Source organism: Maritimibacter harenae (genome assembly GCF_009882975.1).
Lineage (GTDB): Bacteria > Pseudomonadota > Alphaproteobacteria > Rhodobacterales > Rhodobacteraceae > Maritimibacter > Maritimibacter harenae.
Window position 1 is genome coordinate 359,730 of the sequence record NZ_WTUX01000017.1, and the last position, 17,775, is coordinate 377,504.

Genomic DNA, 17,775 nt, shown 5'->3' on the forward strand with positions numbered 1-17,775 from the left:
GGGCTGGCCCCCGGCGGGTCGCCGCGGGCGCAAGCCCCCGGCGAAACCGGTCATTTCACGAGCTCACCGGCCAGCGCCCGGTCGATCAGCGCGACCGTCTCATCCACGCCGTAGAGCGCGATGAACGACCCGAAACGCGGACCCTGGTCGGCGCCCAGGAGCACCTGATAGAGCGCCTTGAACCAGTCGCGCATCGGTTCGAAACGCTCCCGGCCACAGGCGAAGACCTCGCCCTGGAGCCCTTCGGCGTCGTTGCCCCCCTCCCAGGCCGCGAGCCGCCCGCGCAGGTCCTCCAGCGCTTCACGCTCCAGATCCGTGGGCAGGCGGTAGGCCTTCGTGGGGGCCACGAAATCCTCGTAGTACTTGATCGCGTAGCCCGCGGCGGCGTCGAGGTCCGGGTGCGTCTCGGGCGTCGCGTCCGGCGCGTAGTTGCGGATGAAGCCCCACAGTACCGACTTGTCGTGAGCCGAGGCCACGGAGGCCAGGTTCAGGAGCATCGAGTAGTTCACCACCATCTTACTCTCCGGCACGTCGCCGGAATGGATGTGGTGGACCGGGTTGTTGAGCTGCTGCTCCAGCGTCTGCCGGGGATAGGCCGCGAGCTGCTGGTGATACTCGTCCATCGCCCGCGGAATCACGTCGAAGAACATGCGCTTCGCGGTCTTGGGCTTCTGGTACATGAAATAGGCCAGGCTCTCGGTCGAGGCATAGGTCAGCCATTCGTCGATCGACAGACCGTTGCCCTTCGACTTCGAGATCTTTTCGCCCTTATCATCGAGGAAGAGCTCGTATGTGAAATGCTCCGGCGGGCGCACGCCGAGCGTGCGGCAGATCCCGTCGTAGATCGGCGTGTTGGTCGAGTGGTCCTTGCCGTACATCTCGAAATCCACGCCGAGCGCGGCCCAGCGCGCGCCGAAATCGGGCTTCCACTGGAGCTTCACGTTGCCGCCGGTCACGGGCAGCGTCCATTCGCGCCCGTCCTCGTCGTCGAAGGTGATGGTGCCGTCCTTGGCGTTGACCTCCTTGAGCGGCACGTAGAGCACGCGGCCGGTCTCCGGATGGATCGGCAGGAAGATCGAATAGGTCTGCTGACGCTCCTCGCGAAGGCTCTTCAGCATGATCTTCATCAGGTCGTCGTATTTCTCGGCGGCCTTCAGCAGCGTCTCGTCGAAGGCGCCGGACTTGTAGAACTCGGTCGCCGAGTAGAACTCGTACTCGAACCCGAAGGTGTCGAGGAACCGGCGCAGCATGGCGTTGTTGTGATGCCCGAAGCTCTCGTATTCCCCGAACGGGTCGGGCACCGCGGTCAGCGGCTTTTGCAGGTGCTCGCGCAGCATGTCCTGCTGCGGCACGTTGTCGGGCACCTTGCGCATGCCGTCCATGTCGTCGGAAAAGCAGATGAGCCGCGTCGGGATGTCGCTGATCGCCTCGAAGGCGCGCCGGATCATCGTGGTGCGCGCCACTTCCCCGAAGGTGCCGATATGCGGCAGGCCGGACGGCCCGTAGCCGGTCTCGAACAGCACGTGGCCCTTCTCCGGCGGCGCCTTTTCGTACCGTTTCAAAAGCCGGCGGGCCTCTTCGAAGGGCCAGGCTTTCGAGGTCATCGCAGCGTCACGCAGTTCGGACATGGTTCTTTCCCGTGATATGGGCGCAATCGCCCGGTGAAGCGCCTACCTATTGAAGCACCGCCACGCGGTCAATATTCTGCAACCAACCCACCATTCAAGGAGCCCAAGGTGCCCGACCTGCCCCATTCGCTGACCCCCGAAGACTGCCTGATCGCCGTGATGCTCGCCGTCTCCCTCTCCGACGGCCAGATCCGCACCTCGGAACTGCTGCGCATCGAGGAGATCGTCGACCACCTGCCGGTCTTCGCGCAATACGACGCGGACCGGATCAAGTCGGTGAGCCAGACCGTCTTCGACCTGATGAGCGAGGAGGACGGGCTCGACGCGCTCTTCGGCCTCGTGCGCGACAACCTGCCCGAACGGCTCTGGGAAACCGCCTACGCGATGGCCTGCGACGTGGCCGCGGCCGACGCGGTGATGCGCGAAGGCGAGCTCCGGCTGCTCGAGGAGATCCGCTTCGAGCTCAACATCGACCGGCTCCACGCCGCCGCCATCGAACGGGGCGCCCGGGCACGCCACATGACGCTGTGACGCACCTGTGAACGAGGGATGTGCGCCCCTGCGGGTGGCGTCCCGGCCCGGAACCTGAAACCCTGCGACCGAACACCGAAGCGCCGCCCCTCCCGGCCGGCGCGGAAAGGATGCATCATGCTTGAAGATTTCGAGATCACGAAACGCTGGCCCGCGACGGACCCGTCGAAGATCCAGCTCTACTCGCTGCCGACCCCGAACGGGATCAAGGTCTCGGCCATGCTCGAGGAAACCGGCCTCGCCTACGAGCCGCACCTCGTGAACATCATGGAGGACGACCAGCACACGCCCGAGTTCCTCTCGCTCAACCCGAACAACAAGATCCCGGCGATGATCGACCCGGATGGCCCGGGCGGCAAGCCGATGGGCCTGTTCGAGACCGGGGCGATCCTGATCTACCTGGGCGAGAAGACGGGCAGCTTCCTGCCCTCGGACCCGGCGGAGAAATACGAGACGATCCAATGGCTCATGTGGCAGATGGGCGGGCTCGGCCCGATGCTGGGGCAGTTCGGCTTCTTCTACGCCTTCGGCGGCAAGGACATCGAGGACCCCCGTCCCCGCGAGCGCTACATCGGCGAGGCCAAGCGCCTCCTGGGCGTGCTCGACAAGCGGCTCGACGGGCGCGACTTCATCATGGGCAGCGACTACACCATCGCCGACATCGCGAGCTGGCCCTGGGTGCGCGGCATTTCGAGCGCCTACAAGGCCGACGACGTGCTGGAACTTGCGAGCTTCGAGAACGTGGTGCGCTGGCGCGCCGCCTGCATGGCCCGCCCGGCCAGCGAGAAAGCCGTCAACATTCCCGCGGTCGAGTGAGGCCGCAGGTGGCCCGCGTCATCCCCGTCCCGGGGGCGGCGCGGGCGGCACGCGGTGCCAGTGCGTATTTTCGGAAAGATGAAAGGGTTCAGGCGTAGACCGCCATCCAGCGGTTGATGAGCTGCTGCTGGAGACGACGGGAGCGGCCGGCCCAGGCGCGCGCGCCGCGCGGACGTTCGCGTTCGGCCCGGCTGAGCGAGGCGCGCCGTTCCAGGTCCCCCGTGAAGATCGCGAAGGACAGGGACCGCCCGTCCTGCGCCGTCACGTAGCCCGCGAGCGAGGAGACGAAGTTGAGCGTGCCGGTCTTGGCATGGATCACGTGGCGCGCCTCGGGCAGGATGCGCCCCTCTTCGTCCTTGACCGGCACTTCCTTCATGTGTTCGTGGAGCCGCCCGTCCGGCCCCTCGCGCACGAGCATCTTCACCATGTCGCCGGCCGAGACGCGGCTCTTGTCCCCGAGACCGGAGTGATCCGCGAAGCTGGCGTTCGTCGCGTCCATCTCCGTGCGCATCCATTCCGACATGGCCGCGGCCGACGCCGCGAGGGTGTCGGGGTTCACCCCGCGCGCCCGGCTCGCAGCCAGCCCAAGCGCCTCTGCGGTTATGTTGGTGGAATATTTCAGCATGCCGCGCGCGATCTCGGAGAGCGTGTCCGAGCGGTGGATCACGATGGTGTTGCCCTCCGGCGCGCGCTCCTGCGGACTGGGTTTGGGCAGGGCCACGCCGTGCACGCGCGCCAGGGCCTGGAACACCTCGCCCGCGTAAAGATCGGGGCGGCGCACCGGCAGCCAGCGCGAGCCGCCCTTGCCCAGCGCCCCGCGCGCCACGGTCCATTCATCCACGCCGCCGTTTCCGGCGGTGTAGGTGTAGGTCGGCAGGTCGCGGTTCACCACGCGCATCTTGGCCATGTCCACGGGAGGTCGGTAGCGCTCAGAGCGGGCGTCCATCTCGACCGCATAGCCGTCGTCGTCGCGCGTCCACTGGAAATGTACGCGGTTGAAATTGAGGTTCAGCCCCGAGATCGCCGGGTTGTAGCCCAGGTGATCGGGCTGGCCGGGGTCGATCCATTTCGCGTAGGGCAGCGCGCCCGCATAGACCTTGAAGGCCCCGGTCACGCCGGTGATCCCCAGCGCCTTGAGCTGTTGGGCCATGCCGGCCAGCGCATCAGTGTCGAGCGTCGGGTCGCCGGAGCCCGCGAGGATCAGATCGCCCTGGATCTTGCCCCCGTCGAGGATGCCGGTGGCGATGAGCCGGGTCTCGAACACGTGCGACAGGCCCAGCGCCTCGAACGCGTAGAGCGCGGTCACCGACTTGGCCACGCTGGCAGGCGGCATCGCGAGATCGGCGTTGCGCGCCTCGAGCAGCTCGCCCGTGTCGCTGTCGGCGACGACGAAGCCCACGCGCCCGCCCAGGCGGGCCTCCTCGATCAGGGTGTCGATGTCGGCAGGCACACGGTCGGACGCGAGGCGGCCCGCGTCGGCGCGCGCCTTGGGCCGGATCGAGGTGAGAGGTGCGTTCGCCCAGGCCGTGCCCGCAAACGCGGACGCCGCACCCGTCAGAAACAAACGCCTCGAAACACCCCCAGCCATGCGGACGAGTAAATCCAAATGCAACCGCGCGGACAAGAGCGATTCCGGAAACAATCACGGCGCGACCGCATCACGGTGCCGAGAGGCTCAGTCGCCCCATTCCCCGCGCGCGCGGATTTCGGAGGACGAATGCGCGCGCATCGGAACATTGATCAAGGTCCAGGCCGGCGGGTCGAGCTGCATGATGCGGCGCGCCTGGTGCCCCGGCACCCGGCGGTTACGGTAGACCTGCGCGGCCGGAGAGGCCCGCGCGGCGGCGCGTTCCCCGGGCCGGGCGATCACCCCCACCGGCACCGCCTCCATGATCCAGTCCCAGTTCTCCCAGCGGTGGAACTGGGCCAGGTTGTCGGCCCCCATGAGCCACAGGAAGTGCACCTGCGGATAGAGGTGGAAGAGCGCGCCCAGCGTCTCGGCGGTGTAGCGCGTGCCCAGCCGCGCCTCGATGTCGGTGATCGTCACGCGCGGGTGCTGCATGACGGCGCGGGCGCGCGCGAGGCGCGCCTCCATCGGCCGGGGACCGTTCTCTTTCAAGGGGTTGCCGGGGCTCACGAGCCACCACACCTCGTGGAGGTCGAAGCGCTTGAGCGCCTCGCGCGTGATGTGCGCATGGCCTTCGTGGGCCGGGTCGAAGGACCCGCCCAACAGCCCGACGCGCCGCCCGGGGCGCCCTATGGGGTGTTCGTACCGCATCGCGCCTGATTGACCCGGCGTTCGCCGCGCTGTCAACGCCAATCGGACCCGATCGCTTGACCGGGGTGCGGTTGCCTGACAGAAGTCAGGCAGTTTACCTGACCGAGGTCCGACACCATGACACCGAGCGCCATCGACCGCATCCGCCGCTTCCACCGCGCCGTCACCCGCGAGGCGGGCGTGCTGGACGACAGCTTTCTGGGGCGCGGCAGGCCGCTGGGTGCGGCGCGCGTTCTCAACGCCATCGGGCGCGGGATCACCGAGGTGGGGGCGATCCGGGCCTACCTGGGGCTCGACAGCGGGCTGATGAGCCGCCTTCTGCGCGGGCTGGAGGAGGAAGGGCTGGTGGTCACGGGGGCCGACCGGGGCGACGCGCGGCGACGGGTGGCGCGACTGACGCCCGCGGGCCGGGCCGAGTTCGACGCCTACGAGGCGCTGTCGGACGACCGGGCGCGCCGGCTGCTCGAGGACCACCCGAAGGCCGACGACCTGCTGGAGGCGATGGACCTGATCGCCTCGGCGCTCGGACGTGACGCGGTGACCTTCGAGGAGGTCGATCCGCGCACCGACACGGCCGTGCATTGCCTCACGGAATATTACGGCGAACTCGCACGGCGCTTCGACACCGGCTACGACGTGCACCTGTCGAGCGATCCGGAGGCCACCGACATGATGCGCCCGCGCGGCGCCTTCTTCGTGGCCACGTCGGACGGTGTGCCCATCGGCTGCGGCGGCCTCAAGGGGCACGGCGACTGGGGCGAGGTGAAGCGCCTCTGGGTGGCACCGACCGCGCGCGGCCTGAAGCTCGCGACCCGGTTGATGGACCGGATCGTGGCGGCGGGCCGGGAGATCGGGCACAGCCACCTGCGGCTCGACACCAACAGCCAGCTGCCCGAGGCGGTCCAGATGTATCGCCGCCTGGGTTGGCGCGAGATCGACCGGTTCAACGACGACCCCTACCCCGACGTGTTCTTCGAAAAGCGCCTCTGAGCGAATGGGCCCCCGCGCTCACGCCCGGTTGCCCCGCCCCGCCCGTCGGACTATCTAGGCGCAAACCCAGAACACGAGGGCATCATGGCCAGCTACCAATACGTCTACCACATGGATGGCGTTTCCAAGACCTATCCGGGCGGCAAGAAATGTTTCGAGAACATCCGCCTGTCCTTCCTGCCCGGCGTCAAGATCGGCGTCGTGGGCGTGAACGGCGCCGGTAAATCCACGCTGATGCGGATCATGGCGGGCCAGGACAAGGACTTCACGGGCGAGGCCTGGGCGGCGCAGGGCGCCAAGGTGGGCTACCTGAGCCAGGAACCCGAGCTCGACGAGGGCCTCACGGTGCGCGAGAACGTCATGCTGGGCGTGGCCGCGAAGAAGGCCAAGATCGACCGGTTCAACGAACTGGCGATGAACTATTCCGACGAGACCGCCGACGAGATGGCGCAGCTCCAGGACGAGATCGACAGCGAGAACCTGTGGGATCTCGACGCGCAGGTCGACGTGTCGATGGAGGCGCTGCGCTGCCCGCCGGACGATGCCGACGTCTCTACGCTCTCGGGCGGGGAACGCCGCCGGGTCGCCCTGTGCAAACTGCTGCTCGAAGCGCCCGACATGCTGCTCCTCGACGAGCCGACCAACCACCTCGACGCCGAGACGATCGCGTGGCTCCAGCAGCACCTGATCGAGTACAAGGGCACGATCCTGATCGTCACCCACGACCGGTATTTCCTCGACGACATCACGGGCTGGATTCTCGAACTCGACCGGGGCCGCGGCATTCCCTACGAAGGCAACTATTCCGCCTGGCTCGAGCAGAAGGCCAAGCGGCTGGAGCAGGAAGCGCGCGAGGACAAGTCGCGCCAGAAGACCCTGCAGCGGGAACTGGAGTGGATGCGCCAGGGTGCCAAGGCGCGCCAGTCCAAGCAGAAAGCCCGGATCGAGCGCTACAACGAACTGGCGGGACAGTCCGAACGCGAGCGGATCTCGAACGCGCAGATCGTCATCCCGCGCGGCCCCCGGCTTGGCTCCAAGGTGATCGAGGTCGAGGGGCTGAAGAAGGCGATGGGCGACAAGCTCCTGATCGAGAACCTGTCGTTCTCCCTCCCCCCGGGCGGCATCGTGGGCGTCATCGGCCCGAACGGCGCCGGTAAATCGACGCTCTTCAAGATGCTCACCGGGCAGGAACAGCCCGATGAAGGCACGGTCGAGTACGGCGACACCGTGGACCTGGCCTATGTCGACCAGAGCCGCGACGCGCTCGATCCCGACAAGACGGTGTGGGAGGAGATCTCCGGCGGGGCCGAGGTCATCGACCTGGGCGATGCCCAGATGAATTCCCGCGCCTATTGCGGGGCGTTCAACTTCAAGGGCGGTGACCAGCAGAAGAAGGTGGGCCTGCTCTCCGGCGGTGAACGCAACCGGGTCCACATGGCCAAGCTGCTGAAATCCGGCGGCAACGTCATCCTGCTCGACGAACCGACCAACGACCTCGACGTCGAAACGCTGCGAGCGCTCGAAGACGCCCTGGTCGATTTCGCGGGCTGCGCCGTGGTCATCTCCCACGACCGCTTCTTCCTCGACCGCATCTGCACGCACATCCTGGCCTTCGAGGGCGAGGCGCACGTGGAGTGGTTCGAGGGCAACTTCGAGGACTACGAAGAGGACAAGAAGCGCCGGCTGGGCCCGGACGCGCTTGAGCCGAAGCGCTTGAAGTACAAGAAGTTTTCGCGGTGATCCAAGATGTGTAGGGTGGGTGCAAACCCACCCTTACGCGTTACATCCGGTGGGTTTGCACCCACCCTACTTCCAAATCCCGGTGAAACGACGAATAGGGCCAATCGGCCGGATCGGTGACGAAGCCGTGTTTCACCGGGTTCGTCCAGCAATACCTGAGATGCTCGGCCAGGTCGGAAGGACTGCAGATCGTATGCTCCCAGAACCGCCGCTGCCAAATGCCGACCTCACCCTTTTCCCGCTTGCTCGCCGAAATACGTAGGGTGGGTGCCAACCCACCCGTCGCGGGCGACCGCAGGATGGACTTCGAAAAGCCGGTCTTGATCTTCTTCCACCTTGTCGAGAAATCGCTGTCGCCGTCCAGCAAGGTCCAGACCGCATGGATATGGTCGGGCATCACGACGATTGCATCTGTGCGAAACGGAAGCTCCGCCTGCACCGCACCATAAGCTGTTCGCAAGTCCGCGATACGCTCGACAAGCAAATGCGACCCGCGTTCGGCAAGATTCACGGTGAAGAAAAACGTGCCGCCCGACAGCGACACGCGACGGTAACTGGACATGACGCCGGTCATGCCCTGACGTGGTAAATTTCGGGTTAATACGAGAAAGGTGGGTTGGCACCCACCCTACCCCAACATCTCATCCGCCTTGGCGTAATGCCCCGCGTCCAACCGGTTCCCGAAGGACAGGAGCGCGGCCAGGATCACCACCAGGTCATCCGTGAACCCCAGCCCCGCGATCACGTCCGGCACGGCATCCACCGGCATAACGAGGTAGGCCAGCGGCGCGACCAGCGCGGCCCGTGTCAGCATCGGCACATTCGGATCGAGCATCGCGTAATAGGCTGCTGCCGCATCGCGCACGAAGGGGATGCGCTTGCCGAAGCGGCGCACCTTGGCGGCGAAGCCGTCGCGCACCAGGCGCTCCTGTGCACCGGCATCCATTCCGTCGAGGTGTTTGGCGTAGGTCTCGTCCATCATGCTCCCTCCCCCGGCCGGACCGGGATGAGCACCAGATATCGGGGCGCGCGGGCCCCGTTTCAATCGCGGCCCTGTCCCGCGGGGCTCACTCCGTCTCCGTCCGCCGTCCCAGAACACCGGTCACGTAGCGGCCGAAGAGGTCGGCAAAGGCGCGGATGTCGTCTTCGCTCCAATCCGCGAACATCTCGACCATGTGGGTCCAGCGCAGGTCGCGCACGGTTTCGAAGGCCGCCGTCCCCTTCTCGGTGATCAGGAGCACCGACTTGCGCCCGTCGTCCTGCGCGGCCGCGCGTTCGACGTAGCCGCGCGCGATCAATTCGCTCGCGATCCGGCTGGCGCGCGAAGGGTCGATCGCCATCTCCTCGGCCACGAGCCCCACGGTGGGCTCCTGCGGTTCGGGCCGGCCGACGCCGTGGGTGATCCGCTTGACCGCCATCAACCCCTGGAACAACGCGGGCTCCAGGTCGAGCCCGGTCTCGGCCAACAGGCGGCCGGTAAGCTCGCCCTTGGCCAGCATGCGGTGCCACTGGAACATCGCCGCGTCGAGATCCATCAGCGCCGCCTTCGACGTGGACGAGAATTCGGCACGTTCAAGCGGCGGTGCAATGGGGAAGGGTTTGAAGGGCGTATTGGACATGTCCCGGATATGACGTGCGGCAGCGCACAGGTCAAGTATGTGTTAGTCACATTTGTATGCTATTGACACATAAACCCGCGATGACCTATCTGGCTCCCAAACGACAGGAAAGCGCCATGACCGCCACAGACAGTCCAGACAGGTCCCAGACCTACGACCCCGCCCGTATCCGCCTGATCATCGCCTCGATCGGGCTTCTTCTTTTTCTCGCCGCCCTCGACCAGACCATCGTCTCGACCGCACTGCCCACGATCGTGGCGGACCTGGGCGGGCTCGAGCACCTGTCCTGGGTGGTGACGGCCTATATCCTCGCCTCCACCATCGCGGCCCCGCTCTACGGCAAGCTGGGCGACCTCTACGGGCGGCGCAACATCGTGTTCGTCTCGGTCGGGCTGTTCCTGGCGGGCTCCGCGCTGGCGGGGGCCGCGCAGAGCATGGCGTGGCTCATCGCCTCGCGCGCGCTGCAGGGCCTGGGCGGCGGCGGGCTCTTCGTGCTCGCGCTCTCCGTCATCGGCGACGTGATCCCGCCCAAGGACCGGGGCAAGACGCAAGGCGTCTTCGCCGCGACCTTCTCGGTCGCCTCCGTGATCGGGCCGCTCATCGGCGGCTGGTTCGTGGAGGAGTTCTCCTGGCACTGGATCTTCTACATCAACGTGCCCATCGGCATGGCCGCCGTGCTGGGCTTCGCGACCGCGTTCAAACCCACCGGCATCCGCCACAAGCACGTGATCGACTGGGGCGGCGCGGCCGCGCTGTCGGTGACGCTCGCCTCGATCACGCTGGCCACGTCGCTGGGCGGGGCGACCTTCGCATGGGACAGCGTCCAGATCCTGGGTCTCGCCGTCCTGGCCATCGCCGCGGGCATCGCTTTCGTCTTCATCGAGCGCCGCTCGGCCGAGCCGATCCTGCCGCTGGGGCTCTTCCGCATCAACGTGTTCTGGGTGACGTCGTTCATGTCGGCCATCACCGGCGCGGCCATGTTCGGCAGCATCACCTTCATCCCGATCTACCTCCAGATCGCCAAGGGCATGACGCCGACGGAATCGGGCCTGCTACTGATCCCCATGACCGCGGGCATCCTGACCTCGTCGATGATCTCGGGCCGCTTCATGGGCCGCACCGGTCGCTACCGGGTGCTGCCGATGCTTGGGATGGGCTCGCTCACCGTGGGCTTCCTGCTCCTGACCGGGCTGACCGCCGACACGCCGATCTGGTCCTTCGCCGCGCGGCTCGTCTTCGTGGGCCTGGGCCTGGGCGCGATCTTCCCGGTGCTCACCACGAGCGTGCAGAACGCGGTCGACCGCAGCATGCTGGGCACCGCCACCGCCTCGGGCCTGATGTTCCGGCAGGTGGGCGGCTCGATCGGCGTCGCGGCCTTCGGCGCCCTCTTCGCCACGCGCATGGCCAACGAGGTCGGCGCGGCGGGCGAAGCGTTCTCGGGCGGTGCCGGGCTCGAGCTGGGGCCGCAGACGCTCGCGGGCCTGCCCGACGCGGTGCGCACCATGATCGGCGAGGCCGTCTCGACCGCCATCCACCCGATCTTCTTGATCGCGGCGGGGCTGGCCGTGACCGGCTTCCTGTTCTCGCTCATCCTCGAGGAGATCAAGCTGGCCAACCGGATGGTTCCGTAAGGCGAGTGAGGCTTGCGTCCCGCGACAAGGGATGAATGATGCCGGGTATGGACCTCGACAGTCGATACCCGGCCCTCGCCGACCTGAAAGACCGCGCGAAACGCCGCATTCCGCATTTCGCCTGGGAATATCTCGACAGCGCGACGGGGGACGAAGCCGTGCCCCGCCGCAACCGCGCCGCGCTCGACCGGGTGCTGTTCCACCCCGCGATCCTCGCCGGCGACCTGTCGCCGGACACCGCGACGCGCTTCCTCGGCCGCGACTATCCCCTGCCCTTCGGCATCTCGCCCGTCGGCATGTCCGGGCTCTTCTGGCCCGGGGCCGAGGTGACGCTGGCACAGGTGGCACGGGCCCGGGGCATCCCCTACTCTCTCTCGACCGTCGCCGCACAGACGCCCGAGACGCTGGCCCCGCATATCGGGGACCAGGGCTGGTTCCAGCTCTATTGCCCCCGCGACCCCGAGATCCTGGCCGACATCCTGGGCCGCGCCCGCAAGGCGGGGTTCCACACGCTGATCGTGACCGCCGACGTGCCCGCCGCCTCGCGCCGCGAACGGCAGGTGCGCGGGGGCGTGACCAACCCGCCCCGCATCACGCCCCGGCTTCTGAGCCACGTGGCCACCTGCCCTGCCTGGGCCATCGGCACGCTGCGCCAGGGCATGCCGCGCCTGCGATTGATGGAGAGCTATGCCACCGCGGCCGCGGGAACATCCTCGACCGCGCACGTCGGGTATCAACTGCGGGTGAACCCCGACTGGGCGTACCTCGCCCGCCTGCGCGAGGCCTGGGACGGGCCCGTGATCGTGAAGGGCGTCACCGACGCGACCGAGGCCCCGCGCCTGGCCGAGGCCGGGGTGGACGCGATCTGGCTGTCGAACCATGCCGGTCGGCAATTCGACGGCGCACCGGCCGCACTCGACGCGGTGACCGGGATCCGGGCCGCCCTGCCCGACATGCCGCTCATCTATGACGGCGGGATCGCGTCGGGCCTCGACGTGGTGCGCGCGCTCGCGCTCGGGGCGGATTTCGTGATGCTGGGCAAGGCCTGGCACTGGGGCCTTGGCGCCTTCGGGGCGGCCGGCGCCCACCACGTCGCCCATATCCTCGAAGCCGACATGCGCGCCGTGATGGCCCAGATCGGGGCCGCGACGCTGGCCGACCTGCCCGACAGGCTGGTCCGGTCCACGCCGGATTCGTGACTCAGCGCCCAAGAATTGATCACCTTGCGCCGCGATGCAGCATCGCCTAGCGTCACGTCCAATCAATAAACCAAATGGTCGGGGAGACGCGCATGGCCGACTTCGAAAAGATCCTCGTTGCGAACCGGGGCGAGATCGCGATCCGGATTCTCCGGGCGTGCAACGAGATGGGCAAGCGGACCGTCGCGGTCTATGCCGAGGAAGACAAGCTGGGGCTGCACCGGTTCAAGGCGGACGAGGCCTACAAGATCGGCGAAGGCCTGGGCCCTGTGGCGGCCTATCTCTCGATCGAGGAGATCATCCGGGTCGCCAAGGAAAGCGGCGCGGACGCGATCCATCCGGGCTACGGCCTCCTGTCGGAAAACCCCGAATTCGTCGACGCCTGCGACGAAGCCGGCATCGTCTTCATCGGTCCCAAGGCCGAAACCATGCGCCGGCTGGGCGACAAGGCCTCGGCGCGCAAGGTGGCGATCGAGGCGGGCGTGCCCGTCATCCCGGCGACCGAGGTGCTGGGCGAGGACATGAAGGCCATCGCCAAGGAGGCCGAAGAGATCGGCTATCCCCTGATGCTCAAGGCGTCCTGGGGCGGCGGCGGACGCGGCATGCGCCCGATCGAGAACGCCGACGAGCTCGAGACCAAGGTCAAGGAAGGCCGGCGCGAGGCCGAGGCGGCCTTCGGCAACGGCGAAGGCTATCTCGAGAAGATGATCACCCGCGCCCGCCACGTCGAGGTGCAGATCCTGGGCGACCAGCACGGCAACATCTACCACCTGTGGGAGCGCGACTGCTCGGTCCAGCGCCGCAACCAGAAGGTCGTCGAACGCGCGCCCGCCCCCTACCTCTCCGAGGCGCAGCGCGAGGAGCTGTGCAACCTCGGCCGCAAGATCTGCGAACACGTGAACTACGAATGCGCCGGCACGGTCGAGTTCCTGATGGATATGGACACCGGCAAGTTCTACTTCATCGAGGTGAACCCGCGCGTGCAGGTCGAGCACACGGTGACGGAAGAGGTCACCGGCATCGACATCGTGCGCGCCCAGATCCTGATCGCCGAAGGCAAGACGCTGACCGAGGCGACCGGCGTGGCCAGCCAGTACGACGTGAAACTGCAGGGCCACGCGCTGCAGTGCCGCATCACGACGGAAGACCCGCAGAACAACTTCATCCCGGACTACGGCCGCCTCACGGCCTACCGGACGGCCACCGGCATGGGCATCCGGCTCGATGGCGGCACGGCCTACGCGGGCTCGGTCATCACGCGCTACTACGACTCGCTTCTCGTGAAGGTCACGGCCCACGGCCAGACGCCCGAGCAGGCGATCAAGCGGATGGACCGGGCGCTGCGCGAGTTCCGCATCCGGGGCGTCTCCACGAACATCGACTTCGTGATCAACCTGCTGAAACACCCGGTCTTTCTCAACAACGAGTACACGACCAAGTTCATCGACACGACGCCGGAGCTGTTCAACTTCAAGAAGCGGCGTGACCGGGCGACGAAGATCCTCACCTATCTCGCCGACATCACCGTGAACGGGCACCCGGAGACGGAAGGCCGGCCCACGCCGCGCGCCGACCTCAAGCCCCCGCAGATACCGCATCACGCGACCGAGACGCCGGCCCCGGGCACGCGCAACCTGCTCGAGGCCGAGGGGCCCGAGGCGGTCGCGAAATGGATGAAGGAGCAAAACCAGCTCCTGATGACCGACACGACGATGCGCGACGCGCACCAGTCGCTGCTCGCCACCCGGATGCGCTCGATCGACATGATCAAGATCGCGCCCGCCTATGCCCACAACCTGCCGCAGCTCTTCTCGGTGGAATGCTGGGGCGGCGCGACCTTCGACGTGGCCTACCGGTTCCTGCAGGAATGCCCCTGGCAACGCCTGCGCGACATCCGCGAGAAGATGCCCAACATCATGACGCAGATGCTTCTGCGGGCCTCGAACGGCGTGGGCTACACGAACTACCCGGACAACGTGGTGCAGTTCTTCGTCAAGCAGGCCGCCGAAACCGGCGTCGACGTGTTCCGCGTCTTCGACAGCCTCAACTGGGTCGAGAACATGCGCGTCGCGATGGACGCGGTGGGGGACAGCGGCAAGGTGATCGAGGGCACGATCTGCTACACCGGCAACGTGCTCGACCCCGAGCGGTCGAAATACGACGTGAAGTACTACGTCGACATGGCCAAGCAGCTCGAGAAGGCCGGGGCGCACGTGCTGGGGCTGAAGGACATGGCGGGGCTGCTCAAGCCCGCCGCCGCCAAGGTGCTGATCCCGGCGCTGAAGGACGCGGTGGACCTGCCGATCCACTTCCACACCCACGACACGGCCGGCATCGCCTCCGGCACGATCCTCGCGGCCTCGGACGCGGGCGTCGATGCCGTCGACTGCGCGATGGACGCGCTCTCGGGCAACACCAGCCAGGCGACGCTGGGCACCGTCGTGGAAGCGCTTCAGTTCACCGAGCGTGATACCGGGCTCGACATCAGCGCGATCCGCGAGATCTCGAACTACTGGGAAGCGGTGCGCGGCCAGTACGCGGCCTTCGAAAGCGGGCTCCAGGCCCCGGCCTCGGAGGTCTACCTGCACGAGATGCCCGGCGGCCAGTTCACCAACCTCAAGGCCCAGGCGCGCTCGCTCGGGCTCGAGGAGAAGTGGCACGAGGTGGCGCAGGCCTATGCCGACGTGAACCAGATGTTCGGCGACATCGTGAAGGTGACGCCGTCCTCCAAGGTCGTGGGCGACATGGCGTTGATGATGGTGAGCCAGGGTCTCACCCGCGCCGAGGTCGAGGACCCGAAGGTGGACGTGAGCTTCCCCGACAGCGTCATCGACATGATGAAGGGCAACCTGGGCCAGCCGCCCGGAGGCTTCCCGAAGGGCATCGTCAAGAAGGTGCTCAAGGGCGAGAAGCCCGACACCGAGCGCCCCGGCAAGCACCTGGAGCCGGTCGACCTGGAAGCGACGCGCGCGGAGCTTTCGAAGGAGCTCGAGGGCTTCACCGTCGATGACGAGGACCTGAACGGCTACCTCATGTATCCCAAGGTGTTTCTCGACTACATGGGCCGCCACCGGATGTACGGCCCCGTGCGCTCGCTTCCGACGCTGGCCTACTTCTACGGCATGGAACAGGGCGACGAGGTCGAGGCCGAGATCGACCCGGGCAAGACGCTGGTGATCCGCTGCCAGGCGGTGGGCGAGACCAACGAGGAAGGCGAGGTGAAGGTCTTCTTCGAACTCAACGGCCAGCCGCGCACGATCCGCGTCGCCGACCGCTCGTCGACCGCCGCGCAGGCGGCCCGGCCCAAGGCGGACAACGGCAACCCGCTGCACGTGGGCGCGCCGATGCCCGGCGTGGTGGCGACCGTCGCCGCGCAGGCGGGCAAGAAGATCAAGCAGGGCGACCTGCTTCTGACCATCGAGGCCATGAAGATGGAAACCGGCATCCACGCCGAGCGCGACGCGACCGTGAAAGCGGTCCACGTCACCCCCGGCGCGCAGATCGACGCCAAGGACCTGTTGGTCGAATACGAGGAATGACCTCGCGCGGGCGCGGCACGCGGTTGCGTGCAGCGCCCGTTTTCCCTCACGCGGGGACGGCGGCGGGCCGGGGCGTCCGCCGCAGCCAGAGTTCCGCGACCACGAGGTTGGGCAGCCACGACAACCAGGCGAGCCAGACGATCGCCTCCACGTAGGTCATCCCCGCCGCCATCATCGGAAAGAGCCCGAGCCGAAGCGTCACCGCCGCGAAGGTCAGCGCGAAGGAGCGGATCATCCAACGCCGGTGCGCGCGCACATTGCCGGCGCGCACGTTCGCGATACCAATCGCCGTGGTCGTGATCCACAGGAGGCCGAGCAAGCCGAAGCCAAGGCTCGCCACCGGCCCGCCGTTCGCGCCCGGCGCCATTGCCAGCGCCCCTGCCCCGCCGACGAACACAGCGACCCCGTAGATGCGCCCGCTCCAGCGGTGGAGCGCCGGGCGGCGCGCGCGCAGCCGGGGCATCAACTGGAACGCCGCGAGCCCCAGCGCGACCGGCGCCGCGCTCACGTGGGCGAGGAAGGCCAGACGGCTCGCCTCGATATGCACGATCATCTGCGGAAAGGCCGGAACGAGCCCGAGGGCGGCGAACCGGAAGGACATCAACGCGATGAGAACGCCCAAGAGCGCGGCAGCGGGCAGGAACAGGCGGGTCATCGGGATCTCCTGGCTTAGAACTTTACACCGTCAAGTTTGGCTGATTCCTTGACGCTGTCAAGTTGTGCGGGCAGATTGCCTGCATGAGCCAGAAAAAATCCCATCACCACGGCAACTTGCGCGCCGCCCTCGTCGACGCCGGGCTGGCGCTGGTGCGTGACGGCGGCCCCGATGCGCTGTCGATTCGCAAGGTCGCGGCGGCCGCGAACGTCAGCCACGCGGCCCCGGCCCACCACTTTCCCACGCTCGCCCACCTGCGCACCGCCGTGATCGCGGAGGGCTACCGCCGGTTCAGGGCATTCATGGAAGAGGCGATCGCCCAAGCCCCCGACACCGCGCATGATCGGGCGCTCGGCGCCTGTTTCGGCTACCTGCGCTTCGCCCGCGCCTACCCGGGCCTGTTCGACCTGATGTTCGGCACCCATGCGCATGACCACGAGGACGCCGAGCTCTGCGCGGCCTCCGACGAATCCTACGCCGTCCTCGCCCGCGTCTCGGCCCCCTTCGCGGGCAACGACCCGGCCGACACGGAGCTGGCGATCTGGTCGCTGGTCCACGGATTCGCGAGCCTCGCGGTGGGCGGACAGAAGATGCTGGCCGACCAGGAGACCGCCGAGGCTTTCTTCACCCGGCTTTTCGCCCGGCTCGACCTTGTCGAAACCGCCCCCGCAACCCCGCGCCCGGCCCCGGAAATCTGAGACCGGCAACTTTTTTTCGAAGAAGTCGAATTTCGGGCTTGCAGCCCCCGGCCGGCTTTTATAAATCAGCGCTCACCACAGGATGCGGGTGTAGCTCAGGGGTAGAGCATTACCTTGCCAAGGTAAGGGTCGTGAGTTCGAATCTCATCACCCGCTCCAAGTGGACCTCCCAAAAATCGGGACGACAGACCGCCGGCGAACGCCGGGTCATTCGTCGTGCGCTCAGCCCAGCCGGCCGAGCTGGACCATCGGCCTGACGCCGAAGGCGGTGCGGCAGACGCGGGAGTCATGGCCGGGGCTCTACCATCGTGTCTGAAGCAGCACGTGGCGTGCGCGGGCGATATGGGGCAGGTCTTGTGGGTTTTCCTTGCTGGAGCCGTCATCATCCGGGCCGACATCAAGGGACGCGGCAGGCCCTGGCGGGTCCGCGACACGCAAAAGTATTTTCAAT

At 67.2% G+C, this 17,775-nt stretch carries 15 protein-coding genes and 1 tRNA gene; 9 read left to right on the forward strand and 7 right to left on the reverse strand.

Annotation, left to right across the window (positions count from 1 at the left end; genetic code table 11):
* Window positions 1-50 precede the first annotated feature (50 nt).
* A complete protein-coding gene (locus GQE99_RS14240) occupies window positions 51-1,628 on the reverse strand; it encodes a lysine--tRNA ligase (RefSeq protein WP_161352294.1) in 1,578 nt (525 codons plus the stop codon).
* 159 nt (window positions 1,629-1,787) lie between these two features.
* Between GQE99_RS14240 and GQE99_RS14245 the strand changes: the two genes are divergently transcribed.
* Both GQE99_RS14245 and GQE99_RS14250 read left to right on the forward strand, forming a co-directional pair.
* Window positions 1,788-2,159 (forward strand): tellurite resistance TerB family protein, encoded by a 372-nt coding sequence (locus GQE99_RS14245; RefSeq protein ID WP_202530849.1) that lies wholly within the window; start codon window positions 1,788-1,790, stop codon window positions 2,157-2,159.
* A gap of 117 nt (window positions 2,160-2,276) precedes the next feature.
* Entirely contained in the window at window positions 2,277-2,975 is a 699-nt protein-coding gene (locus tag GQE99_RS14250; protein ID WP_161352296.1) for a glutathione S-transferase N-terminal domain-containing protein, read from the forward strand.
* Between the two features lie 88 nt (window positions 2,976-3,063).
* Here the strand turns inward: GQE99_RS14250 and dacB are convergent, their stop codons facing one another.
* Together dacB and GQE99_RS14260 are read right to left on the reverse strand one after the other, a co-directional pair.
* A complete protein-coding gene (gene dacB, locus GQE99_RS14255; protein ID WP_161352297.1) occupies window positions 3,064-4,563 on the reverse strand; it encodes a D-alanyl-D-alanine carboxypeptidase/D-alanyl-D-alanine endopeptidase in 1,500 nt (499 codons plus the stop codon).
* A gap of 87 nt (window positions 4,564-4,650) precedes the next feature.
* Window positions 4,651-5,253, reverse strand: a complete 603-nt coding sequence (locus GQE99_RS14260; protein WP_161352298.1) for a nicotinate-nucleotide adenylyltransferase — start codon at window positions 5,251-5,253, stop codon at window positions 4,651-4,653.
* Window positions 5,254-5,370: 117 nt separating this feature from the next.
* Between GQE99_RS14260 and GQE99_RS14265 the strand changes: the two genes are divergently transcribed.
* Together GQE99_RS14265 and ettA are read left to right on the forward strand one after the other, a co-directional pair.
* On the forward strand, window positions 5,371-6,243 hold the full coding sequence (locus GQE99_RS14265) for a bifunctional helix-turn-helix transcriptional regulator/GNAT family N-acetyltransferase (RefSeq protein ID WP_161352299.1): 873 nt from the start codon (window positions 5,371-5,373) through the stop codon (window positions 6,241-6,243).
* Between the two features lie 84 nt (window positions 6,244-6,327).
* Window positions 6,328-7,983, forward strand: coding sequence for an energy-dependent translational throttle protein EttA (ettA, locus tag GQE99_RS14270; RefSeq protein ID WP_161352300.1), 1,656 nt, complete (start codon window positions 6,328-6,330; stop codon window positions 7,981-7,983).
* A 40-nt stretch (window positions 7,984-8,023) separates the two neighbouring features.
* Here the strand turns inward: ettA and GQE99_RS14275 are convergent, their stop codons facing one another.
* The 3 genes from GQE99_RS14275 to GQE99_RS14285 form a co-directional block, all read right to left on the reverse strand.
* Complete coding sequence (locus tag GQE99_RS14275) at window positions 8,024-8,557, reverse strand: REP-associated tyrosine transposase (protein ID WP_235917236.1); 534 nt, start codon at window positions 8,555-8,557, stop codon at window positions 8,024-8,026.
* A 54-nt stretch (window positions 8,558-8,611) separates the two neighbouring features.
* A complete protein-coding gene (locus GQE99_RS14280) occupies window positions 8,612-8,965 on the reverse strand; it encodes a YkvA family protein (protein WP_161352301.1) in 354 nt (117 codons plus the stop codon).
* Window positions 8,966-9,050: 85 nt separating this feature from the next.
* Entirely contained in the window at window positions 9,051-9,602 is a 552-nt protein-coding gene (locus GQE99_RS14285; RefSeq protein ID WP_161352302.1) for a MarR family winged helix-turn-helix transcriptional regulator, read from the reverse strand.
* Window positions 9,603-9,718: 116 nt separating this feature from the next.
* On the opposite strand from GQE99_RS14285, the gene GQE99_RS14290 reads away from it, so the two are divergent.
* The 3 genes from GQE99_RS14290 (at window position 9,719) to pyc (ending at window position 15,971) form a co-directional block, all read left to right on the forward strand.
* Window positions 9,719-11,233 carry an MDR family MFS transporter gene (locus tag GQE99_RS14290; RefSeq protein ID WP_161352303.1) on the forward strand — a complete coding sequence of 505 codons (1,515 nt, stop codon included), beginning with the start codon at window positions 9,719-9,721 and terminating at the stop codon, window positions 11,231-11,233.
* 47 nt (window positions 11,234-11,280) lie between these two features.
* Window positions 11,281-12,432, forward strand: coding sequence for an alpha-hydroxy acid oxidase (locus GQE99_RS14295; RefSeq protein ID WP_161352304.1), 1,152 nt, complete (start codon window positions 11,281-11,283; stop codon window positions 12,430-12,432).
* Between the two features lie 92 nt (window positions 12,433-12,524).
* A complete protein-coding gene (pyc, locus tag GQE99_RS14300) occupies window positions 12,525-15,971 on the forward strand; it encodes a pyruvate carboxylase (RefSeq protein WP_161352305.1) in 3,447 nt (1,148 codons plus the stop codon).
* Window positions 15,972-16,017: 46 nt separating this feature from the next.
* On the opposite strand, the gene GQE99_RS14305 is transcribed toward pyc, so the two are convergent.
* Window positions 16,018-16,626: a DUF2306 domain-containing protein gene (locus GQE99_RS14305; protein WP_161352306.1), complete on the reverse strand. Its 609-nt coding sequence runs from the start codon at window positions 16,624-16,626 to the stop codon at window positions 16,018-16,020.
* An 83-nt stretch (window positions 16,627-16,709) separates the two neighbouring features.
* Here GQE99_RS14305 and GQE99_RS14310 point away from each other — a divergent pair, with 83 nt between their 5' ends.
* Window positions 16,710-17,324 (forward strand): TetR/AcrR family transcriptional regulator, encoded by a 615-nt coding sequence (locus GQE99_RS14310; RefSeq protein ID WP_161352307.1) that lies wholly within the window; start codon window positions 16,710-16,712, stop codon window positions 17,322-17,324.
* Between the two features lie 84 nt (window positions 17,325-17,408).
* Window positions 17,409-17,483 (forward strand) — tRNA-Gly (locus GQE99_RS14315).
* The last annotated feature ends 292 nt before the right edge of the window (window positions 17,484-17,775 follow it).